Below are 23723 nucleotides of genomic sequence, written 5' to 3' on the forward strand. Positions count from 1 at the left end.
GCAATCGCCTTAACCAAACCCTATGCTACCACGATTACTATGGCTTTTGCTGCTGCCGCTATGCCTTACCTCCTGCGCCACGATTTTTAACCGCAAAGAATATAAGCTCAAAATATATGCCTACGAAAATAATGTAAAGGCAAAAGTATACGACAGTATATACACCCTGCCCGCTTACGTTAAGGTAAAACGCGGTAAACAAGACCTTGCCGTACAGTTTATAACCGACTCGCTTACACGCAATATAATAGTTAAATCATCGGTAAATCCGGAGTTTATTTACGGCAACCTTGCCTTTCTACAACTTGCGCCGGCAGGATATATTACCGATTGCTTTACCGATAAACGCTTTTACTACGGCCGCAAACTGCTCTTTAAAAGCTGGGATACCACTACGGTTTTCACGCCGCCTTTACTTAGTGGAGTAAAGAAATATTTTGCCCAAAAATATCCGGTGCAAAAGAGGCAGGTAAATATGTCGGTTTCTATTCCCTATATAAACGGGTTTTATATGCAGCCAAAGGACGAGGGCATAAGGATGAACGCAGGCTTTTTTGGGCTAAGTGCCGGGTTGGAATACTATTATAAAGACAATACATTCGTGAAACTTAACATCGCCAGCACCATAGATTTCGACTTTTTTATACCTGTACCTATAGAAGGTGATGGGCCATACCAAAGTACACGGAATTTTAATATAAGCCTTACCAACAATCATAAAGTGTCGCGCTTTGTTTTGGGTTATGGGGTTAGCTACGCTAAAAACACCTGGCAGTATCATACCGGAAATAGCTTTGATGAAACATTTGGCACCATTATGCCCACACCATCACGAAAAGAGGTAAGCCACTCTTTTGGATTAGCTTTTAATGCCTACCACCAATTTACCGACGACTTTTTTATGGGCGTAGTATACAACCCCACATTTTATGATGTTTCGCCTTCAGGCAATTTTAATTACCAGCACGTTATAAGCCTTGACCTTATGTGGAAGGTGCGACTTTGGAAATAGAGTTTAATGATAGCAAAAATCCCAAACCGTATGGCTTGGGATCTTATATATTTTATTCGATATTGCTCACTTCGCTACGCTCGTTCGAAAGGACAAACTTGCCTGAAAACTGTTACTGCGACTGAAAACTACTTCGCGCGCACCTTTTGTTCCCATTTCCAGGCAGAGGCAAGTGCTTCATCAAGGCTTAGTTCGGCTTTCCATCCCAAAACATTGTTTGCTTTGGTAGTATCGGCGTAAGCCTCGGTAATATCACCGGCCCTTCTCGGCACTATTTTATAGTTAAGGCTTTTGCCAGATGCTTTTTCAAACGCATGGATAACTTCTAAAACAGAGCTTCCTTTACCGGTACCAAGGTTAAATACCTCTACTTTATCGGCATTCTTTTTATCTACAAGCCTTTTAAGGGCTTTTACGTGTGCTTTGGCAAGGTCTACCACGTGTATGTAATCGCGCACGCAGGTACCATCAGGCGTTGGGTAATCATCGCCAAAAACCGAAAGCTGGTCGCGCAGGCCTATGGCGGCCTGTGTAATGAACGGAACAAGGTTTTGCGGCACACCCAGGGGCAGCTCGCCAATATTAGCCGACTCATGCGCTCCAACCGGGTTAAAGTAGCGCAGTAATATTGCTTCGATAGCGCTAACAGCAGCCACATCGCGAATGATCTCTTCGCCTATTTGTTTGGTGTTGCCGTAAGGCGACATGGCAGGTTGCACGGCAGTATCTTCAGTAATAGGCATTTTTTCGGCCTGGCCGTAAACGGTACACGAAGAGCTGAATATAAAGTTGGCTTTATCTTTCTTTTGCAATTCCTGTAAAATATACACCAGTGCACCAATATTGTTTTCATAGTACAGTAACGGGTTTTGTACACTCTCGCCCACCGCTTTAGATGCTGCAAAATGTATAACTCCGCTAACATCGGCATATTTGGCAAAAAACTGCTGTACGGCTGCTTTATCCCTAAGGTCAACCTGTTCAAATTCGGGACTCTTGCCGTTAATGGCTTTAATACCTTCTAAAACGGTTACAGATGAGTTAGAAAGGTCGTCTATAATAACAACCTCAAAGCCTTCGTTTTGCAATTCTACCACAGTATGCGAACCTATAAAGCCCAGGCCGCCGGTTACCAGTATTTTCATATTTATTTTTTAGTTGGTGCAACAGTATAATTAAAAAGGTACTCGCCGTTCTTATCCCTATAATCGTAAGTTAAGGCAACATCCATTTTCCTGAATGCCTCCATAGTAGAAGCATTGTCAAGATTATCCTGAGCCTGTTTTTTTAGTTGTGCTTTTACCTCTTCAATATTTTCGGGCAGGGCATCTTTACTGGCGGTTGTAGCCGTATAATAGTACACGAGCGTTAACGGCGCTTCTTTAGCCGATGTGCTATCAAGGCGCGTACCGCCATCAATAACCATTGGGCACATTTTATCCATCTGGACAGACATTTCCTGCAACTCGGTAAAATAGTCGTCTTTTACACAACCTGTTGCCAATGCAGCGATAAGAAGCATAAAGCACAGCCTTAATCCTAAATGTATAGTACCCAATTTATCTTTCATTATGCTAAAAATTCGATTACACTATCGGTAATAAATTTAATTTGCTCATCATCAAGCTCGGTATGCATAGGCAGGGCAATAACCTCTTTTACCAGTTGGTTGGTAACAGGGAAATCGGCCTCGTTGTAACGGGCATCGGCGTAAGCCTTTTGGCTGTGCAATGGTATAGGATAATAAATAGCACAAGGTATGCCTTTATCCAGCAGGTGTTTCATAAGCGCATCCCTGTCGGCATCCAGTATACGTAATACATACTGGTGAAACACATGGCTATCTGTACTGCCAATTACAACTGGAGGAACAATTTTAGCATGGTTGGCAAAAGCAGCGCTGTATTTAGCAGCCGCTTCCTGTCGTGCTTTGTTATAGGTATCAAGATGAGGCAGTTTAGCATTAAGCACTGCCGCCTGAACACTATCCAGCCTTGAGTTTACACCCACAACATCGTGGTGGTAACGCTCATACATGCCATGGTTTACAATACCTCTAAGGGTGTGCGCAAGGGCATCATCATTAGTAAAAATGGCACCACCATCGCCATAGCAGCCTAAGTTTTTAGATGGGAAAAACGACGTTGAAGCCACATCGCCTATTACGCCAACTTTCTTTTTAGAACCGTCGGCATACGTATAATCGGCACCAATGGCCTGTGCGTTATCTTCTATAACATACAGGTTATGTTCTTTAGCAATGTCAAGGATAGCCTCCATATTAGCGGCCTGCCCAAACAAATGCACCGGAACGATAGCCTTTGTTTTAGGAGTAATGGCTTTTTTAATAGCCTCGATAGAAATGTTGTAAGTATCAACATCAACATCTACCAAAACCGGGGTAAGCTGCAACAAGGCAATAACCTCTACCGTGGCGGCAAAAGTAAAATCGGCCGTAATAACCTCATCGCCGGGTTTAAGGCCAAGGCCCATCATGGCTATCTGCAGGGCATCGGTACCGTTTGCACACGGTATTACGTGCTTAGCGCCAAGATACTGCTCAAGGTCTTTTTGAAATTTATGAACCTGGGGTCCGTTTATATAAGCTGTGTTATCTAAAACTTCCTGAATAGAAGTATTTACTGTATCTTTAATACTTTCATACTGGCCTTTAAGATCGACCATCTGGATTTTTTTCATTATTCTGAAATTATTTAAATCAACGCAAAACTACTAATTTAATAACTCAGCACCAATCAAAATGCTATAAAGTATGTAATTTAGCAGCCCAATATTTTACTTATGTTTTTCCTTTACAGCCTGCTTACGCACATAGCCAGTTTTGTTTTAAAGATTGTAGCGCTTTTTAGTCCTAAGATCAAACTATTTGTGCACGGGCGTAAAGATGTATTTAAAACGCTTTCGCAAAAAATAAGCCCTGCCGACAAGACCATTTGGTTTCATGCGGCATCGTTAGGCGAATACGAGCAGGGCCTGCCCATTATGGAAAAAATGAGGCAACTGCATCCCAGCCACAAAATAGTGCTTACGTTCTTTTCGCCATCGGGCTACGAAATACGCAAAAACACTAAAGCCGCAGATGTGGTGGTGTACCTGCCATTAGACACCCTGGCTAATGCTAAAAAGTTTATGCAACTTGTACACCCATCAATGGCATTTTTTATTAAGTACGAGTTTTGGCCCAACTACCTTAACGAGCTTAAAAAACAAAACACCCCTACCTATCTTATATCGGGACTGTTTAGGCCCAATCAGGCATTTTTTAAATGGTACGGCGGTTTTTACCGTGAGGCATTTAAAGCCTTTAACCACTTTTTTGTGCAGTACGAAAGCTCTAAACAATTACTGGCAACTATTGGCTTTACCAACGTTACCATTAGCGGCGACACCCGTTACGACCGCGTGAGCGAAATTTTAAACCGCGACAACAGCCTGCCGTTTATAGAAGAATTTATTAATGGCAAAACTACCGTGGTGTTAGGTAGTTCCTGGCCAAAGGACGAAGCCCTAATCCTGCCGTTTATAAATGCCTCTACCGATGTAAAATTTATAATAGCGCCGCATACCCTGGGCGAAGACCACATAAACGATATAAAGAACAGCCTTACCAAAAACACCGTTTTATTTTCTGAAAAAGAAGGCAGTAATCTGGCAGAATATTCGGTCTTAATTGTAAATACTATAGGTATATTGGGTAAAATTTACAGCTACGCCGATGTGGCCTATGTAGGCGGTGGCTTTGGTACGGCGGGGCTTCATAATATATTAGAACCTGCCGCTTTTGGCGTGCCGATTATTATTGGCCCGAACCACCAAAAATTCCCCGAAGCAGTTGCACTTGTACAAATGGGCGGTGTTATTGCCGTTAAAGACAAGACCGGAATGGAAGATGCATTATCGTCTTTAATTTACAACGATGATTACCGTTGGGAAACCGGCCACACTGCCGGTACTTTTGTAAGCATGAACCGCGGTGCGGTAAACATTATAATAAACCATATTATTACAGATGCAGCCAACATTTAAACCCTTTGAAGCTACCGATGCCCCTGCTGTAATTACCATGATGCAGCAGTTTTATGCCATAGACGGTTACCCCATTGATGCAGCCGTTAGCAATGGCCTGTTTTTTGAGTTTATAGAAAATGATTCTCTTGGGCATGGCTGGGTTATGTTATATGACGGCAAGCCTGTGGGTTATTTTATCCTGACCTTTGTATTTAGTTTTGAATACCAGGGCCGCATAGCCTTTTTAGATGAGCTGTTTGTATCGACCGAAGCTCGTGGCGCAGGGCTTGGCAAACATGCACTTGATTTTATTGCCGAAGAAGCTAAAGCACTATCCATTAAAATCGTTTACCTGGAAATTGAGCCCCATAACGAGGCCGCCCGCAAACTCTACCTCTCTAAAAACTACACTGTACACAAACGCGGACTGATGCGTTTGGTTGTTCAATAACATTAGCAAATTATATCTTATGCATTAAATTCCGGAGGGGCGGCACATCTATAAATTGTATGCCGCTCCTCCGGAGCTCTATTGCATAAAGCAATATATAACTATAAATATACCGCCCCGCTGAGGCTCATACTTCTTCACTTAAAACGGGAAGCTACAAAACGCAAATTATTTCATATTAATAATAAGCTTCGGAGAAGCGGCATATTTATAGAAACAAATCTCGTAGCGCGTTTTTGAGCTCTGGAGGAGCGGCATATAAATACTTTCAATTTATCTAATCCTATTACTCCGGCATCATACCAGTAGTTATGGCTATACGGTTCCAGCTGTTTATTACTACAATGTTCATGATAACCTGAGCAGTATATTTTTCGCCTAAAACTGCCACGGCAGCATCATACGTAGTATCGCTCACGTGGTTGCCTATAAGGGTAACCTCTTCGGTAAGGGCAAGTATGGCCTGCTCTTCAGGGCTAAAAAATGGGGTATCCCTCCATGCACTTACTGTGTAAATGCGCTGCTCTGTTTCGCCATATTTGCGGGCATCTTTAGTGTGCATATCCAAACAATAGGCACAGCCGTTTATTTGCGAAGCGCGTATTTTTATAAGTTCTTTGTGTAGTTTATCAACCTCTGTAGTAGCAAGGTATTTTTCAAATGCCATCATAGCCTGGTAGCCTTCTTTCTCAATTGCGAATAAATTCATTCTTGTTTTCATGACTTATTGTTTTAATTTGTTTGATACAAATTTCTAACAAGCACACATCAAAAAACTTAATCAAGATTAAGAAAAAAAATTTACACTTTTTTAGCCCGTATTTTACTCAAAAATTCGGGTGTAACCCCAAGGTAAGAGGCTATTAGGTATTGCGGAACCTTCTGAACAAAATCCGGATTCATAGTGCTGAAAAAACGGTAACGCTCCTCGCCCGACATATTAAATACATAATTAAACCGCATTAGCGATGCACCATAAGCCGTTTCGAGCACCAGCCTGAAATAGCGCTCCAATTTTGGTATCTTTCCTGACAGCTCCTCCATTTGCTGCTCATCAACCGCAATAACAACGGCATCGTTTACGGCCTGTAAATTAAACACTGAAGGTTTTTTGTACTTAAAACCCAGATAATCGGTAATCCACCAGTTATCAATCCCAAACTGGATCATTTGGTCTATCCCTTTAGCATTAGTAATGTACAGCCTAAGGCAGCCCTGCACTACAAAATATTTGGCACGGCAGGGTTCTCCCGCTTTAAACAAAAATTGCTTTTTCTTTAAATGTTCAGTAAAAAGCACGTCCTCAATAATAGATTTTTCTTCCGCGCTAAGCGCTACCTGCTTCTCTATATGGGTTATAAGCCGGGATACCATTTGCTAAATAATTTTTAGCTAAAGTAATTATTTTCAGCCAATACTGTTTTCAGAATATCACAACTCAACCACTCATTGTTAAAAAATTATTATATTGCGCCCGCTAACTTAAACTTATCATGAAACTACTACGCTTACTGGTATTATTGTTTGCTTTGCCTGCTTTTTCACAGCAGGGTGGCATGTGGATACCATCGCTCCTAAAGGGCATGAACGAAAAAGAAATGAAACACCTGGGCATGAAAATGACCGCACAGGATATTTATGATGTAAATAAATCAAGCCTTAAAGATGCCGTACCACAATTTAACGGCGGCTGCACCAGCGAGGTTATATCATCTCAGGGATTATTACTTACCAACCACCACTGTGGTTTTGGCGAGATACAAAGCCACAGCACGGTAGAGCACGATTATATTGCCGATGGCTTCTGGGCCATGAACCTGTCTGAAGAGTTGCCCAACCCAGGGCTTGAGGTTACTTTTATAGCCCGTATAGAAGATGTTACCACTAAAGTATTAGAAGGTACCCAAAACCTTACCGAAGAAAAAGACAGGGTTAAAAAAATACAGGACAACATTAGCAACCTTACCAAAACACTACCTAAAGAAAGCTGGCAGGAAAACAGCATACGTACCTTTTACGAGGGCAATCAATACATGCTGTTTGTAACCGAAACATTTAAAGATGTTCGCCTTGTGGGTGCACCGCCATCATCTATAGGTAAATTTGGATCGGATACCGATAACTGGGTGTGGCCACGCCATACCGGCGATTTTTCTCTTTTCCGTATTTATGCCAATAAAGATAACCGTCCGGCAGCCTACAGTAAAGACAATGTGCCTTATGTGCCTAAGTACTTTTTCCCGGTATCGTTAAAAGGTATTAAGGAGGACGATTTTACACTTGTGTTTGGCTATCCGGGCCGTACTACAGAGTATTTACCTGCCATTGCCGTAGAGCAAATTGTAAACACCCTTAACCCTGCCAAAATAGAGGTTAGGGATGCTGCCCTTAAAGTAGCCGATGGCTTTATGCGTAAAGACAAAGCCATAAAAATACAATATGCCGCCAAGTATGCCCAAATTGCCAATTACTGGAAAAAATGGATAGGCGAAACACAAGGGCTTAAAAAAACCAATGCCGTACAAATTAAAAAAGATTACGAAAAGCAATTTACCGCCTGGGTACAAAAAGCAGGTAAAGAGGCTGAATATGGCAACCTGCTTAGCGACTTTACTTTGTATTATAATGCAATTGAGCCGTATTCGCTTTCGCGCGATTATTTTAACGAGGTGGTATTGCGCAATACAGAGCTGCTTAGCATAGGCTACAGGATGTTTCAGTTAGAGCAGGTTTTAAAAACCAAAGGGCCACAATCTTTTGGCGACCGTAGGGAAAAAACCCTTGCCGCGCTGGAAGAAACTTATAAAGATTTTAATAAGGCGGTTGACGAAAAGGTGTTTGAGCAGCTTATTACGCTATACGCAACAAAATCCCCAAGGCAGTTTGTTCCGCTTGAATTGAGGGATGCCGATTATAAGAAAATTACGACCGAGATATACAGCAGGTCTAAACTAACCAGCCTGCAGGGCGTAGAAGACCTGCTTGACGGCGATCCAATGGCTGCCGTTGCCAAGCTTAATGACGATAAGGGCTACCAGTTCGTTAAACTCCTTACGCAAACGTATATGGATAAGGTATCGCCAAAGTACGACGAACTTAATCTAAAGATTGCTGCCCTGCAACGCACGTACATGAAGGCTATCTTAGAGCTTAGTCCTAAAGATGCACGCCTGTTCCCTGATGCTAACAGCACGTTAAGAGTAACTTATGGCAAGGTTAAAGGATATAAACCCGGCGAAGACGATACTTATTATGATGCGCAAACCTATTTAGATGGCGTAATTAAAAAGTATGTTCCCGGCGATTATGAGTTTGATATACCTAAAAAGCTTATAGACCTATATAATGCCAAAGATTACGGACAGTATGGCGAAAAGGGCAAAATGCCGGTTTGCTTTATAGGCACAAACCATACTACCGGCGGAAACTCGGGAAGCCCGGCCATAGATGCCAATGGTAATCTTATAGGCCTAAACTTTGACCGTGTATGGGAAGGTACCATGAGCGACATACATTATGACCCATCTATATGCAGGAATATTATGGTAGACATTAGGTATGTGCTCTTTATAATAGATAAATTTGCCGGTGCAGGCCATTTAGTAAAAGAAATGAAGGTGGTTAAGTAAGAATTTAACCACGCCTGTTGTATTTTATTTTATTGCAAAACAAGCATTTAAGATGTAAGCCGGTTACAGATAATTAAAAAATCTGTTAAAAACTGAAAACGATGTACATAAAATTCTGAATTTCAGCGTTAAAAGAATTAAAAAAATTTTAATGATTATTATTATGTCATATCAAAAAATTTATATCTTTGCTCCGAATTAATAATTAACCTTTATAATTTAGTAAGATGAAAAAAGTTGTTTTAAGCGTAGCTCTTGTAGCTCTTGTATCTTTAGCGTCATGTAAAAAAACTGAAACTGAAACTACTGTAAATGCAGACACAGTTGTAGCTCCAGTTGAAGAGCCAGTTGCACCAGTTGCTGCTGACACTACTGCTGCTCCAGTTGCTGATACAGTTGCTCCTGCTACTACTCCAGCTCAGTAATTAGTTACTGCAAAAAGTATTAAGAAGCTCCGCAATGCGGGGCTTTTTTTATGGGATATATTTACAATACAATCAAAACATATGATAAACTGGCTACAAAATTGGTTTCTTGAGCAATGCGATGGAAATTGGTAACACGAACAGGTTATTAAAATTGAATCTTTAGACAACTCCGGCTGGAGCATTGAAATTGATTTTAACAACATTTCAATTCATGTTAGATATGATGTTCCGTATAAATTATTTGAAAGAGAGGAAAATAATTGGATTGGATATGAGATAACAGATAATATATTTTACGGCATAGGCGACCCATCAAAACTACATATGACCCTTGAATTATTTAAAAGCCTGGCCACCCACAATAAGATTGACAAAAAGAAGATAGTACTTTAAACGATATACGTTTAAAATACCATAACTTGATGGCGTAGGTTTGCAATCCTACAAAAGATTAATTTCAAACCACAACCCACAAAAAAAGCCCCAACATCTGTTGAGGCTTTAAGATAATATGAGCGAAAAACGGGATTCGAACCCGCGACCTCGACCTTGGCAAGGTCGCGCTCTACCAACTGAGCTATTTTCGCAGTACAATAAATAACACTCGCAATACTGGTATTGCGAGTGCAAATGTAACACATATTTTTAATTTTGCAAATATTCAGTACACCGAAAAGCAAAATTTATGCTAAATACACTTACCAAAAACTAAGACACAAAAAAAGCCTCAACAATTGTTGAAGCTTTTAAAAATCTTGTACTCAAGGCGGGACTTGAACCCGCACGGGCATTACTACCCACTGGATTTTAAGTCCAGCGTGTCTACCAATTCCACCACTCGAGCATAAAAGTAGATTCTGAGCGAAAAACGGGATTCGAACCCGCGACCTCGACCTTGGCAAGGTCGCGCTCTACCAACTGAGCTATTTTCGCATTAAATAAAAGAACGTTACCGTGTTATTATTACGGGTGCAAATGTAACACATATTTTGAGTCCTGCAAGCGTTTTCGGTAAAAATATTTCAGCCAAACCATAACTTTCTGATAACGTTTACCTTAAAAACAAACTTTTTCTACACACTATTTAACCAGCATGCGCTTAATCTCGTTAAGCTTCATTAATGCCTCTACCGGGGTTAGTGTATTAATATCAAGGTTTACTATTTCTTCTTTTATTTCTTCCAGCAATGGGTCGTCCAGGTTAAAGAAGCTCAACTGCAATTCTTCCTTCGGCGATGCCTTTATATTACCCAGTGCTTCACCGCTATGGTCTTTCTCAAGCTTTTTAAGCAACTTCTGGGCCTTCTGTATCACCGTTTGCGGCATCCCGGCCATCTTAGCCACATGGATACCAAAACTGTGCGCAGAGCCGCCCTTTACAAGCTTACGTATAAACAGCACCGTATCTTTTAATTCTTTAACCGATACATTGAAGTTTTGCACACGGGTATAAATATCCTGCATTTCGTTAAGCTCATGGTAATGCGTAGCAAACAACGTTTTAGGCTGCGCGGGGTGCTCGTGCAAAAACTCTGCAATGGCCCAGGCAATACTGATACCATCATACGTACTTGTACCACGGCCAATTTCGTCGAGCAAAATAAGGCTGCGGTCACTCAGGTTGTTCAAAATGCTGGCCGTTTCGTTCATCTCCACCATAAAGGTAGATTCGCCCATCGATATGTTGTCGCTCGCCCCTACCCTTGTAAATATCTTATCTACTATACCCATACGCACGCTTTGCGCGGGCACAAAGCTTCCCATCTGCGCAAGCAATACTATCAGGGCAGTTTGACGCAGTATAGCCGATTTACCCGACATATTGGGCCCCGTTATCATTATAAGCTGTTGCGATTCCCTATCCAGGAACACATCATTGGTAATGTACGGCGTACCTACAGGCAGTTGCTTTTCTATAACCGGGTGACGGCCTTCTTTAATATCAAGCTCAAAACTATCGTCAATTTCAGGGCAAACATATTTATTTTCTATGGCCAGTTGCGCGAAAGATGCCAGGCAGTCCATCTGCGCAATAAGGCTGGCGTTAAGCTGTACCGGTTTAATATAAGTAGCTATCCATACCACTAACTGATCAAACAACTGGGTTTCCAGGTAATGTATCTTTTCTTCGGCACCTAAAATTTTGGTTTCGTATTCTTTAAGCTCTTCAGTAATATAACGCTCGGCGTTTACAAGGGTTTGCTTACGTATCCACTCGGCCGGGACCTTATCCTTATGCGTATTACGAACCTCTATATAATACCCGAACACATTATTGAACGATATTTTTAACGACGAGATTCCCGTTGCGGCGGACTCGCGCCTCTCTATCCCCTCTAAATATTCTTTACCGCTATAGGCAATAGCCCTAAGCTCATCCAGTTCCGGGTGTACGCCTTTAGCAATCGCATTGCCCTTGTTTATGGCAACGGGCGCTTCGGGGCTTAGGGTAGTCTTAATTTTTTCACGCAGCAGTTCGCAGGCATGCAGGCTGTCGCCTATAGCTTTAAGCGCATCGTTCTGGCTTTCCAGTGCAAGCTGCTTTATAGGCACAATAGCATCAAGCGAATCTTTAAGATACACCACTTCACGCGGCGACACCTTGCCGGTAGCAATTTTAGAGATAAGGCGCTCCAAATCTGATATTTGCTTTATCTGCTGCTGAATACGCGTCAGTATACTTTTATTTTCTTTTAAGTAGGCCACCACCTCATGGCGTGCCCTTACTTTATTGGCATCTTTAAGCGGCAGCGCCAGCCAGCGCTTAAGCAGCCTGCTGCCCATAGGGCTTAGGGTACGGTCTATAACATCAAGCAGCGTAACCGCATTAGGATTGTTGCTCTGGTATAATTCGAGGTTACGGATGGTAAAACGGTCCATCCATACGTAAGCATCTTCGGCAATACGCTGTATGGCAGTAATATGCTGCACGCGGTTGTGCTGGGTTTCGCTAAGGTAATACAGCACCGCGCCACTGGCTATAACACCTTCCTGCAGTTCTTCTACCCCAAAACCTTTAAGGGAGTTAGTACCAAAGTGCCCGGTAAGGCTCTCAAAAGCATAATCTTCTTTATACACCCAGTCTTCCAGAAAAAACGTGTGGTAATCATCTCCAAAAGCAGTCTTAAAGGTTGCCTTATCGTTTTTGGGAACCAATACCTCACTAGGACTAAAATTTTGCAGCAGCTTATCTATATACTCTTCATTACCCTGTGCAGTTAAGAATTCGCCGGTAGAAACATCAAGAAATGAGATACCCACTATCTTTCTGCCAAAGTATACCGATGCCAAAAAGTTATTGGACTTGCTGTGCAGCACCTCATCATTCATAGACACGCCTGGGGTAACCAGTTCGGTCACGCCGCGCTTTACTATGGTTTTGGTCATTTTGGGGTCTTCCAGCTGGTCGCATATTGCTACGCGTAAACCTGCTTTTACCAGTTTAGGTAAATAAGTGTTTAACGAATGGTGCGGAAAACCCGCCAGGGCCGTCTCGCTATCGCTGCCGGCACCTCTTTTGGTAAGGGTTATGCCCAATATCCCCGCTGCCCGAACGGCATCTTCGCCAAAGGTTTCATAAAAATCGCCCACCCTGAACAGCAGGCACGCATCGGGGTATTTCGCCTTAATTGCGTTATACTGTTTCATTAACGGGGTTTCTTTAACTATTTTTTCTTTAGATGCCAAGGCTGTAGGATATTAAATGTAAGGAGGCGAATTTAATCAAAAAAAACGGCAATAAGTAATCCGGCACTACCTGCATTATACACCATTTATTAACCGCAGTTATTTACGGGTTTACCTCAATTATTTACCGCAGTCTTTATTATTGCTTACTTTTGAACCAAACTAATATTATTACCGTATATATAAAAAGCATAAGCTAAGAAAAATACCTAAACACTACTATTTCTTATGCCGATAACCGCTCTCTGGGAGAAGAGCGGTTATTTTTTTATAGATAGTGATTAGTAGATTATTGGATGGGTTGGGTATATTAGATCAGCCGGACCGTCTAAAAATCTAATACACCAATTATCTAAACATCTAATATACTAACAATCTAAAAATCCCACTTACTCCATAAAATTTGCCTTAATTTTGCTGCTGCAATTTATAATGCACTTATGAGAAAGATAACCAACAGCGAACTGAACCGCAAAAACCCTGAAGAATTTAAGGAGGCTGAAAAAACACCCATCATTATTATTTTAGATGACGTACGGAGCCTGCACAATATCGGGTCGGTTTTCAGGACAGCGGATGCTTTCCTCATAGAGAAAATATACCTGTGCGGCATTACCGCCACACCCCCCAATAAAGAAATTCATAAAACCGCCCTTGGCGCTACTGAAACAGTTGCCTGGGAGTATCAAAAAGAGGTTACCGAGGTTATAAAATCGCTTAAAAACCAGGATATTGCCGTTTTAGCCATAGAGCAGGTAGAAAACTCTGTTCTTTTACAGGATTTTGAGCCAACTGAAGGCAAAAAATTAGCCTTAGTGTTTGGTAATGAGGTTAAAGGAGTGGCGCAAGAAGCTATTGACTTATGCGACGGAACGATAGAAATACCCCAGCTGGGAACTAAACATTCCCTCAACATTTCGGTATCTGTGGGCATTGTAGTGTGGGATTTGTTTAAAAAAACTATACGATAACGTTTCCGCTGTTATTTTTGCTATTTTTACGGGATGAAGACTTTTGCCCCGTTTTTTTTACGATTACAATTATTTTTACTTCTTGTTTGCTTTAATGCTACTGCCCAGACAAACCAGGCGCCTGTTGTAACTGCAACCGGTAACCAGGTATATTGCCCCGGCACCCCCATAAATATTGTAACCGCATTTAACATTACCGATGCCGATGACACCGGCACCACGGCCGTATACATACAAATATCGTCGGGTTATGTAAACGGGCAGGACAACCTTAGCCTTAGCACCACTATACCCGGCATTACCAGCAGCTGGAATGCCCTTGCAGGCAAGCTTACCCTTAGCGGTACCGGCGGGCAGCAGGTACCTTACACCACACTTATAAATGCAGTTAACAGCGTTGTATATAACAGCACTTCACCAAACCCATCGGGTACGCGCACGTTTTCTATTACTTTAGGCGATGCCAATTATTTGCCTTCTACGGGGCATTATTATAAATATATAGCTTCATTAGGCATAAGCTGGACGGCCGCTAAAACAGCCGCTGAGAACTCCACTTACTTTGGGCTACAAGGCTACCTTGCCACACTTGGTGCAGCCGATGAATCGCAGCTTTGCGGCCAGCAAACCACCGGCACAGGCTGGATAGGAGGATCGGACGCGGCTACAGAAGGCGTTTGGAAGTGGGTAACCGGCCCCGAGGCAGGCACCACGTTTTGGAACGGCGGCGCCAATGGCTCATCGCCCACCTATGCGTTTTGGAATAATGGCGAACCCAACAATACCGGTAATAACGAAGACTATGCACACATTACCGCACCGGGTGTTGGTATTCCCGGATCGTGGAACGACCTGACCGTTACCGGCGACCCCAACGGCAACTACCAGGCAAAAGGCTATATTGTAGAGTATGGCGGTATGCCCGGCGATGTTGCCCCGCAAATATCGGCCAGTACTATGGTTACCATTCCAACTATAACCGGTTCTACAGCGGGCAACACCTGCGGTAGCGGAACAATTACCTTACAGGCACAATCCGGCAGCGGTACGGTGTATTGGTACGCCGGCACAACAGGAGGCCCTGTACTGGCAACCGGTAACAGCTTTACCACGCCCAACTTAACACAAACCACAACCTATTATGCGTCGGCGTATGATGTTAGCTGCACCACAGCCAACCGCACCGCTGTTGTAGCAACCATAAAACCCATACCTGTGGTAACAGTTACGAGCCCGTCTTTTGTGTGCGATATGGGTGCACCTACGTTACAGGCAACAACATCGGGCGGAACCATTAGCTGGTTTACTCAGGCAAGCGGCGGAACGGCTATTGGTACAGGAACAAGTTTTACAGCACCTGCCGTTAATGGCAATACCACTTTTTATGCCGAGGCGACTGATAACGGCTGTACCTCAGCACGTCAGCCTGTAAACGTGGTGGTTACACCTTTACCAACCATAACAGCCCCTAACCCGGCCGCCCTTTGCGGTGGTGGTACTGCAACTTTGCAGGCCGCTCCATCGGCTGGTACAACAAACTGGTACGATGCGGCAACAGGCGGCAACCTTATTGGCACAGGGAACAGCATTACGAGCCCGCAGGTAACGGAAACAACCACATTTTATGCCGAAGCGGTAAACAATACCTGTACCTCTGCAACACGGGAAGCAGTTACGGTTACGGTAATTCCACAGCCGGTTATAACAACAACAAGCCCTGTATACGTTTGCGTACAGGGAACTGTTCAACTGGAAGCTACGGCAACCGTAGGCACCATAAGCTGGTACGATGCCCCAACAGGCGGTACCCTTATTGGTACAGGCAATAGTATTACGAGTCCGTTTATAACATCTGACACTACTTTTTATGCAGAGGCTGATAACTCAGGCTGTATAACACCTACCCGCACACCGGTTTTGGCTACGGTATTAGCATTGCCAACCGTTACGGTAACCACGCCGGTATCTATTTGTGGCGAGGGTATCGCAACCCTAACGGGTGTGCCATCGGCGGGAACTATTGAGTGGTATGATGCCCCAACAGGCGGTAACCTCGTGGCTACAGGCAATACGGTTACGAGTCCGACTATTACTACCGATACCACTTTTTACGCACAGGCACTCAACAATAGTTGCCCCGGTGCTACCAGAACCGCGGTTAATATAATAGTGAACCCTGTACCGGTTTTAGGTGATGATGAAGATGTTGAATTTTGCGAAATTGCAACCCTGATTTTAGATGCAGGCCTGCCTAACGAAACGTATTTATGGAGTACCGGCGCCACCACCCAAACCATTACCATTGATGAAGCCGGTACGTATAGCGTAACGGTTACTAATTCGGTTGGGTGCCCGGCTACAAAAGTATTTACGGCAACCACTATTGCAGCGCCTGAAATCGACGATATTATTGTGACTAACGAGAACGCCACCATAACGCTCGAAAACCCTAACCCCGAAGATTTTGTATACTCTGTAGATGGTGAGAATTACCAAACTTCGCCTACGTTTCACAACCTGCCAAGCGGGGTGTATTATGCGTATGTAAAATCGAACATAGGTTGTGGTGAAGATGATAAACGTTTTACTGTAAACCTTATCCCGAAAGCGTTTACCCCTAACGGCGATAATGTGAACGATGTTTTCAGTTTAGCGGGCATGAATAAGCTGCCACAGGCTACTGTGCTTATTTTTGACCGTTACGGCAAAATAATCACGCAGCTTAACAGGCAAAACCGATCATGGGATGGCACGTATGATGGCCGCCAGTTACCCTCTACCGATTATTGGTACATTGTAAAAGTAGATGATGCAACCCCCGAGATAAAAGGCCACTTTGCCCTGATACGCTAACAATTGTCTATTTTGGCGCATTGTGTATCTGCTCCAGCAGCCAGATGTAATCTTCCTGTTGGTTTACAAAATCACGCCCGCTTACATCAATAATTAAAATATTGAGTCCGGTGGTGTTTTGCATATACTCTAAATACCCTTTATTGATATCATCAAGGTACTGAGCGGTAATTTCCTGCTCATAACTGCGGCCGCGCTGTTTTATGTGCTGTAAAAGCGTTGCACTGTTTTGGTACAGGTACACATACAATCCCGGCCTGGGGATTTCGCTGTACATAATATCAAACAGCTTTTTGTACAAGTTGTACTCATCTTCGCTGAGGGTAACTTTAGAGAATATCAGCGATTTAAACACGTGGTAATCGGCAACCACAAAATCGTTTTGCAGGTTAAACTGCGCCAGGTCATCGGTAATTTGCCGGTAGCGGTCGGCCAGGAACGACATTTCCAAAGAAAACGCATATCTGTCGGGTTCCGCATAAAATTTAGGCAGGAACGGGTTATCGGCAAAACGTTCAAGTATAAGCCGCGCATTAAAATCTTCCGATAATTTACCCGCAAGCGATGTCTTTCCTGCACCAATATTCCCTTCTATGGCAATGTACTTAAACTGGTCGGGGGTAAAAGCCGTTAACGGGCCGGGCAGTTGCATTACAAAATCGCAGGGGCTGTCGTCTCCGGAATTATCAATTAAAGCATTTACATCCATTTGTAGCTGCGGGTGCACCCAGTGCGGCGCAACATCCCGTAAAGGCAGCAGCACAAAGTTGCGCAGCTGCATCCGCGGATGCGGTACCTCTAAATGCGGCTCAGCAACCACATCATTATTAAAAGCAATAATATCTATATCTATCGTGCGCGATATGTGCCTTACATAGGCATCCCTAACGCGGCCTCCCGCCTGTTCGGCTTCCTGAAGGCCTTCTAAAAGCTGGTGTACGGTTTTGCTTGTATGCAGTAAAAGCGCGCAGTTGTAAAAAGCATCGCCATCAAACCCCATAGCGGGGTTTTCATAAATACCCGATATTTTTACAACGGTAGCCACGCGGCTGTTTATAAAATCTATCCCGTCCTGCAGGTTTTGCAGGCGGTTGCCAATATTACTGCCCAACGATAAAATGGCGGTGTTTTGAAATTTCATAGCTGCAAAGTAAGTAAACATTTTAACTGCGGCGGCAAATTACATGCAGCTTGTTATAAAGAGTGCAAAAATAAGTGTAACATATGTTAGGTTTTTACGACATATGTTTAAAAGTAATTAATTATGCAGTTTTTAAAAAATGTATTGTCTACACTGGTAGGCTTATTCCTGTTTTGTTTCCTGTTCTTTATTTTCATCATAGCTATAGCAGCAATTGCCGGTGGCGGTGGCAGTAGCGATGATGTAGTTCAGATAAAAGACAACTCGGTTATAGAACTTGACCTTAGCGAAGTTACCGCCGACTATGGCGGAAAATTTATTTATAAAGACTTTAGCATGCTCGACTCTGAGCCTAAAGACGGCCTTATTGATGTGCTTAACGCCATTGACGAAGCTAAAAAAGACAGCAAGATAAAAGGCATTACCATAACCAACAGCAGCATTAACCTGGGCATGGCACAAACCAAAGCCCTTAGGGATAAGCTGGAGGAGTTTAAAAAAGCGAAAAAATTTGTTGTGGCGTATTCTGACATGTACAGCCAGAAAGACTACTACCTTAGCTCGGTAGCCGATACGCTTTATATCAACCCGATTGGCGACCTGGAGTTTAAAGGATTATCATCTGAAGTGATGTTCTTTAAAGATTTTCAGGAAAAAACCGGCATTACCATGGAAGTCATCCGCCACGGAAAATACAAAAGCGCGGTGGAGCCGTTTTTAGCCAACGAAATGAGCCCTGCCAACAGGGAGCAGATCAATGCGCTGTTAACATCGGTTTGGAGCGGCATTGTAACCGATATTGCCGCAAGCCGCAGCATACCGGCGGACAGCCTTAACAGCATTGCCGACAGGCTTGGTGCCCGCACTGCCGAATTAGCAAAACAGGTTAAGCTTATTGATAAAATAGGTTATGAAGACGAATACCGCAACGGTATTAAAAAAGCACTAAAGGTTGATAAGGCCGATGATTACAACAAAGTAGACATACTGGATTATGCAAAGGCTACAGCGCTAAATTCGCTGCTTAGCGGCGCTACCGATAAAATAGCGATTATTTATGCACAGGGCGAAATAAGCGGCGGCCAGGGCGACATTAACGTTATTGGCGAAGGCTCGTTACGCAAAGCTTTTAAGAAGGCACTGGAAGATGAAAATGTAAAATCTATCGTATTGCGTGTGGATTCTCCGGGTGGAAGCGCCCTTACATCAGAACTGATATGGAGGGAAGTAGAGCTTGCCAAAAAGAAAAAACCGGTTGTGGTTTCTATGGGTAATTATGCGGCATCGGGCGGGTACTACATTTCGTGTGGTGCCAACAGGATCTTTGCCGAGCCGGGTACCATTACAGGGTCTATAGGTGTGTTTGGCGTATTGCCCAATTTTACCAAGATAAGCAACAACATGGGCATACATACAGAGCAGGTTAGCACGCATAAAAATTCGGCTGGTTACAGCGTGTTCAGCCCGCTACAGGACAACAATCGCGAAACCATACAGCAAAGCATAGAGCATATTTACAGCACGTTTGTAAACCGCGTGGCTACCGGCAGGAAAATGACCCCGGAGGCCGTTGATGCCATTGCGCAGGGCCGCGTTTGGACGGGTAGCGATGCCCTTAAAAACGGACTTGTAGATGAAATAGGCGGGCTTGATGATGCCGTTAAATATGCTGCAAAACTGGGCAAGACCACTAAATATAATACGCAAAGCTTTCCGCAGTTTGAAAGGGACCTTAGCAAGATGTTTGCCAACCTGCCGTTTGCACAGTCTAAAGAGGCATTTATTAAAGAAGAACTGGGCACAGAAAATTACCAGATGATAGAACGCATAAGGCGTGTAACCCAGCTTAGGGGCACACAGGCCATGATGCCTTTTGAAATAAATATTAGGTAAGACTCGTTGTATTGTTTTATCTTTAAGGCCCAAATAGTTTTGTTATGTTGAAAAAGATCCTGAAATGGACAGGTATTACCCTGTTGGTTATAATTATTGCGCTTGCCGTTGCGCCGTTTATTTTTAAAGACAAAATAAAAGCCATGATCGTTAAGGCTATTAACGAGAAGGTAGATGCCACTGTAGCCTTTGAAGATGTTAACCTTAGCCTGTTTAAGCATTTTCCGCAGGCGAGTGTAAACATCGAAAAGCTGAGCATTATAAACAAAGCCCCTTTTGCCGGCGATACGCTGGTGTACATGGGCGAGATAGACCTTAACATGTCGGTTAAGGAGTTGTTTAAAAGCGAGGGCGAAACCATGGCGCTGCAATCCATCAGCACTAAAAACGGTGTGGTAAACATACTTTTTAATAAAGATGGTGTGGGCAATTTTGATATCGCTATTAAGGACGATTCGGAAAAACCTGCTTCTGCCGAGGCAAGCAAGCCTTTCGCGCTGAGCATACAGAATTATGAAGTAGAGAACCTAAAGTTCCGCTACCACGACGACCGCTCTAAAATAAACATGGTTATAGACAGCCTTAACCACAAAGGCACCGGTAACTTTGCCGCCAACAAGCTGGACCTTGACACCCATACCACTGCAAAACTTACGCTGGATATGGATAAGACCAACTACATGCGCAACGTAGCCCTTAAGCTGGATGCCGTGTTAGGCCTGGACCTTGATAAGAGCATTTATACCTTTAAAGAGAATAAGGCTTTTATAAACCAGCTTCCGCTGGAGTTTGACGGCAGCATGGCGTTGCTTGAGGCCGGACAGCAGATAGACATGACGTTTAAAACGCCTACCTCATCGTTCAAGAACTTTTTAGGGCTGGTGCCGGAGTCGTATTCGGGCAGCCTTGCCAACGTGAAGACTGAAGGCGACTTTACCATTAACGGTAAAGTAAACGGATTAAACAGCGATAACAGCGTACCTAAATTCAACATTGCGATAGCATCAAACAATGCGTCGTTTAAATACCCTGACCTTCCAAAATCGGTTCAGAATATTGTTATCGATACAAAAATCATCAACGAAACAGGTGTGCTTAACGACACCTACGTAAACCTTGATAAACTGTCGTTTAGGATTGACCAGGATGTGTTTGATGCCAAGGCAAATATTAAAAACCTTACAGAGAACCCACTGGTTGATGCGCGTCTTAAAGGAACGGTTAACCTAAGCAACGTAGCAAAGGCCTACCCGGTAAAGCTTGATATGCCGCTAACCGGTATATTAAAAGCTGATGTTGAAACTAAATTCGACATGAAATCGGTAGAGACCGGCGCTTACGAAAAAATACAGAACAACGGTACCATGAGCCTAAGCGGCTTTAATTATAAGGCCGATGGCTTTGCACAGCCGTTTGTTATAAGCCAGGCCGATGTTGCCTTTAACCCAAGCCGCATTACCCTTAGCCGTTTTGATGCCAAAACCGGCAGCAGCGATATTGCCATAAATGGTACGCTGGATAATTTTTACGGCTTTGTGTTTAAAGACCAAACGTTGCAGGGTAAATTCAACATGAGCTCTAACAAGCTTGTGGTGTCTGATTTTATGGCGCAGGAAGCCAAAACCACTACTACCAAGAAAACAGAGGGCGGCGAAACCACTACCACCACTAAAACAACCACAAAATCGGATGCGGTTAAGATACCTGCCTTTTTAGATTGTACAATTAATGCTAAGGCAAACACGGTGGTGTATGATAACCTTAACCTTACCAATGTATCGGGCACAATGATCATTAAAGATGAGGCGGTGGCATTGCAAAACGTAAAAACAAACGTGTTTGGGGGTACCATAGGCTTTGCGGGTAATGTATCTACAAAAGGCACAACACCTAAGTTTAACATGGACCTCAACCTTAACAGCCTTGATATTACACAGTCGTTCACGCAGCTGGAAATGCTAAAATCTATTGCGCCTATTGCCGGTGTTATTAACGGTAAGATGAACTCGAATATTAAGCTATCAGGTAACCTGGACAGCAAGGAAATGACCCCCGATCTTAAATCGCTTATTGGCGACCTTGCCGGATCTCTTGCCGGTACTACCATCAATACTCAAAACTCCAAGGTACTAACAGCGCTTACCAGCAATGTTAAGTTTTTAGATCCGTCCAAACTTAACCTCAACCAAAAAATAAACCTGAGCTTTGCCGATGGTAAGGTAAACATTAAGCCGTTTGCGCTTAAATACCAGGATATAGATATTAACATACAGGGTACGCATGGCTTTGACCAGAACATGAACTACAATGTAGCGTTTGATGTGCCTGCTAAGTATTTAGGATCTGAGGTTACCAATCTTATTGCCTCTTTAAAAGGCGCTGACGCAAGTAAAATAAGTGTGCCGGTTAATGCCGTTTTAAGCGGTAACTTTAAAAGCCCTAAGGTTACTACCGATCTTACAAAATCGGTTACGAGCCTAACGCAGCAGCTTATAAAACAGCAAAAAGACAAGTATGTAAATGATGCCAAAGACAAAGGTAAAGACCTTTTAAATGGCCTGCTAAACGGTAATAAACCTGCTACAACTCCTGCCGATACTACCAAAGCCAAGGCACCGGTAAAAACCGAAGATAAAGTTAAGGAAGGCTTAAAAAACCTGCTTGGCGGTAAGAAGAAAAAAGAGTAGGCTTTAGTTGACTGTTTCAAGTTTTCAGTCGCAGTCACAGTAGGCAGAACATAAAAACGCCTGACAGAAATTATCTGTCAGGCGTTTTTATTTATCCCGAAACCCAAAACTCTGAACTCGAAACCCGTAACTTTTTAAACATTTATCTGCACTACAAAACCTTCGTAGGCACGCACATTAAATACGGTACCGTCTTCAAAAATAAGGTATTGCCCTTTAATGCCCATTAGTTTGCCGCTGTAGGCGGGGGTTGTGGTAAGGTTAAGGCTGCTTATCTTTTTAGGGTATTCTAAAACAGGATATTCCAGCGTGTATAATTTCTCGGCGGTGGTTTCAAAATAAGGCATTACCTCATCGGGCAGGTTCCAACTTGCTTCATTACGGCGCGCAATCAGGTCTATGGGCGGCACATCATTCAGCAACATTTTCTTCCAGTTTATCTTATCAGAAAAATACTGTTTAAGGGCAACTTCGGTAATCCCGGCAAGGTAGCGGTTAGGCACCTCTACCAAAGGTGTTGCATAGCTGGCACCCTGGTCTATCCAACGGGTGGGCACCTGCGTTTTGCGGGTTACCCCTACCTTCATATCGCTGCTGGCAGCAAGGTATACCACATGCGGCTGTAATTGCACCTTTTGCTCGTAGGCCAGGTCGCGATCGGCGATACCCAAATGGGCGGTACTCAGTTCGGGGCGCATTATCCAGTCGCCTGCACTCGGTATGCTGTAAAAACAGTCGTAACAAAAGCCCATGCGGTAAATTTTCTTCTTCTTGTTGCAGTTGGTGCAACGAAAACCCATAAAGTTAATTTCGAAGTCTTTACCCAAAAGCTGGTTAACATGTAAAAAACTATCATCAAAAACCAGGTAATATTGTATAGGGCTACCCGCCTCGGTTTGCATTTTTGTGAGAACTCCTTCGTATTGCATGAAAAATTTAGTA

At 43.3% G+C, this 23723-nt stretch carries 18 protein-coding genes and 3 tRNA genes; 10 read left to right on the forward strand and 11 right to left on the reverse strand.

Annotation, left to right across the window (positions count from 1 at the left end):
- The first annotated feature begins 22 nt into the window (after positions 1-22).
- On the forward strand, positions 23-1012 hold the full coding sequence (locus tag FMM05_RS04135; protein WP_143372075.1) for a hypothetical protein: 990 nt from the start codon (positions 23-25) through the stop codon (positions 1010-1012).
- Between the two features lie 128 nt (positions 1013-1140).
- Here FMM05_RS04135 and galE read toward each other — a convergent pair whose 3' ends face one another.
- From galE to FMM05_RS04150, 3 genes are read right to left on the reverse strand one after another with little or no spacing between them, the layout of a single operon-like run.
- On the reverse strand, positions 1141-2157 hold the full coding sequence (galE, locus tag FMM05_RS04140) for a UDP-glucose 4-epimerase GalE (protein WP_143372076.1): 1017 nt from the start codon (positions 2155-2157) through the stop codon (positions 1141-1143).
- 2 nt (positions 2158-2159) lie between these two features.
- On the reverse strand, positions 2160-2582 hold the full coding sequence (locus FMM05_RS04145) for a hypothetical protein (RefSeq protein ID WP_143372077.1): 423 nt from the start codon (positions 2580-2582) through the stop codon (positions 2160-2162).
- Positions 2582-3712 carry a DegT/DnrJ/EryC1/StrS family aminotransferase gene (locus FMM05_RS04150; protein ID WP_143372078.1) on the reverse strand — a complete coding sequence of 377 codons (1131 nt, stop codon included), beginning with the start codon at positions 3710-3712 and terminating at the stop codon, positions 2582-2584. Before FMM05_RS04150 ends, FMM05_RS04145 begins: the two co-directional genes overlap by 1 nt.
- A 102-nt stretch (positions 3713-3814) precedes the next feature.
- Between FMM05_RS04150 and FMM05_RS04155 the strand changes: the two genes are divergently transcribed.
- A complete protein-coding gene (locus FMM05_RS04155) occupies positions 3815-5059 on the forward strand; it encodes a 3-deoxy-D-manno-octulosonic acid transferase (protein ID WP_143372079.1) in 1245 nt (414 codons plus the stop codon).
- Positions 5043-5492, forward strand: coding sequence for a GNAT family N-acetyltransferase (locus tag FMM05_RS04160; protein WP_235894356.1), 450 nt, complete (start codon positions 5043-5045; stop codon positions 5490-5492). The genes FMM05_RS04155 and FMM05_RS04160 overlap by 17 nt, the downstream gene beginning before the upstream one ends.
- 286 nt (positions 5493-5778) lie before the next feature.
- Here FMM05_RS04160 and FMM05_RS04165 read toward each other — a convergent pair whose 3' ends face one another.
- Both FMM05_RS04165 and FMM05_RS04170 read right to left on the reverse strand, forming a co-directional pair.
- Entirely contained in the window at positions 5779-6213 is a 435-nt protein-coding gene (locus FMM05_RS04165) for a carboxymuconolactone decarboxylase family protein (protein WP_143372080.1), read from the reverse strand.
- A gap of 80 nt (positions 6214-6293) precedes the next feature.
- Complete coding sequence (locus FMM05_RS04170) at positions 6294-6866, reverse strand: Crp/Fnr family transcriptional regulator (protein ID WP_143372081.1); 573 nt, start codon at positions 6864-6866, stop codon at positions 6294-6296.
- 119 nt (positions 6867-6985) lie between these two features.
- Here FMM05_RS04170 and FMM05_RS04175 point away from each other — a divergent pair, with 119 nt between their 5' ends.
- The 3 genes from FMM05_RS04175 to FMM05_RS21285 all read left to right on the forward strand — a co-directional run bounded on the left by FMM05_RS04175 (position 6986) and on the right by FMM05_RS21285 (position 9942).
- Positions 6986-9121 (forward strand): S46 family peptidase, encoded by a 2136-nt coding sequence (locus FMM05_RS04175; RefSeq protein WP_143372082.1) that lies wholly within the window; start codon positions 6986-6988, stop codon positions 9119-9121.
- A gap of 227 nt (positions 9122-9348) precedes the next feature.
- Positions 9349-9546, forward strand: a complete 198-nt coding sequence (locus tag FMM05_RS04180) for a hypothetical protein (protein ID WP_143372083.1) — start codon at positions 9349-9351, stop codon at positions 9544-9546.
- A 147-nt stretch (positions 9547-9693) separates the two neighbouring features.
- Complete coding sequence (locus FMM05_RS21285; protein WP_143372289.1) at positions 9694-9942, forward strand: Imm53 family immunity protein; 249 nt, start codon at positions 9694-9696, stop codon at positions 9940-9942.
- A 121-nt stretch (positions 9943-10063) separates the two neighbouring features.
- Here the strand turns inward: FMM05_RS21285 and FMM05_RS04190 are convergent.
- The 4 genes from FMM05_RS04190 to mutS all read right to left on the reverse strand — a co-directional run bounded on the left by FMM05_RS04190 (position 10064) and on the right by mutS (position 13236).
- A tRNA-Gly gene (locus FMM05_RS04190) sits at positions 10064-10136 on the reverse strand.
- 171 nt (positions 10137-10307) lie between these two features.
- A tRNA-Leu gene (locus tag FMM05_RS04195) sits at positions 10308-10393 on the reverse strand.
- A gap of 16 nt (positions 10394-10409) precedes the next feature.
- Positions 10410-10482 (reverse strand) — tRNA-Gly (locus FMM05_RS04200).
- A gap of 147 nt (positions 10483-10629) precedes the next feature.
- The gene (gene mutS / locus FMM05_RS04205; RefSeq protein WP_143372084.1) at positions 10630-13236 is read right to left on the reverse strand and encodes a DNA mismatch repair protein MutS; all 2607 of its coding nucleotides are present in this window, start codon (positions 13234-13236) and stop codon (positions 10630-10632) included.
- 440 nt (positions 13237-13676) lie between these two features.
- Between mutS and FMM05_RS04210 the strand changes: the two genes are divergently transcribed.
- Positions 13677-14207 (forward strand): RNA methyltransferase, encoded by a 531-nt coding sequence (locus FMM05_RS04210; RefSeq protein WP_143372085.1) that lies wholly within the window; start codon positions 13677-13679, stop codon positions 14205-14207.
- A 33-nt stretch (positions 14208-14240) separates the two neighbouring features.
- On the forward strand, positions 14241-17060 hold the full coding sequence (locus FMM05_RS04215; RefSeq protein ID WP_143372086.1) for an Ig-like domain-containing protein: 2820 nt from the start codon (positions 14241-14243) through the stop codon (positions 17058-17060).
- A 7-nt stretch (positions 17061-17067) separates the two neighbouring features.
- Here FMM05_RS04215 and folK read toward each other — a convergent pair whose 3' ends face one another.
- Positions 17068-18201, reverse strand: coding sequence for a 2-amino-4-hydroxy-6-hydroxymethyldihydropteridine diphosphokinase (gene folK / locus FMM05_RS04220; RefSeq protein WP_143372087.1), 1134 nt, complete (start codon positions 18199-18201; stop codon positions 17068-17070).
- 123 nt (positions 18202-18324) lie between these two features.
- On the opposite strand from folK, the gene sppA reads away from it, so the two are divergent.
- Both sppA and FMM05_RS04230 read left to right on the forward strand, forming a co-directional pair.
- Positions 18325-20094 (forward strand): signal peptide peptidase SppA, encoded by a 1770-nt coding sequence (gene sppA, locus FMM05_RS04225; protein WP_143372088.1) that lies wholly within the window; start codon positions 18325-18327, stop codon positions 20092-20094.
- A 44-nt stretch (positions 20095-20138) separates the two neighbouring features.
- Positions 20139-22781 (forward strand): AsmA-like C-terminal region-containing protein, encoded by a 2643-nt coding sequence (locus FMM05_RS04230; RefSeq protein WP_143372089.1) that lies wholly within the window; start codon positions 20139-20141, stop codon positions 22779-22781.
- Positions 22782-22915: 134 nt separating this feature from the next.
- Here FMM05_RS04230 and FMM05_RS04235 read toward each other — a convergent pair whose 3' ends face one another.
- The gene (locus FMM05_RS04235; protein WP_143372090.1) at positions 22916-23710 is read right to left on the reverse strand and encodes a DUF2797 domain-containing protein; all 795 of its coding nucleotides are present in this window, start codon (positions 23708-23710) and stop codon (positions 22916-22918) included.
- Between the last annotated feature and the right edge of the window lie 13 nt (positions 23711-23723).

It is taken from the genome of Flavobacterium zepuense, from assembly GCF_007097145.1.
Lineage (GTDB): Bacteria > Bacteroidota > Bacteroidia > Flavobacteriales > Flavobacteriaceae > Flavobacterium > Flavobacterium zepuense.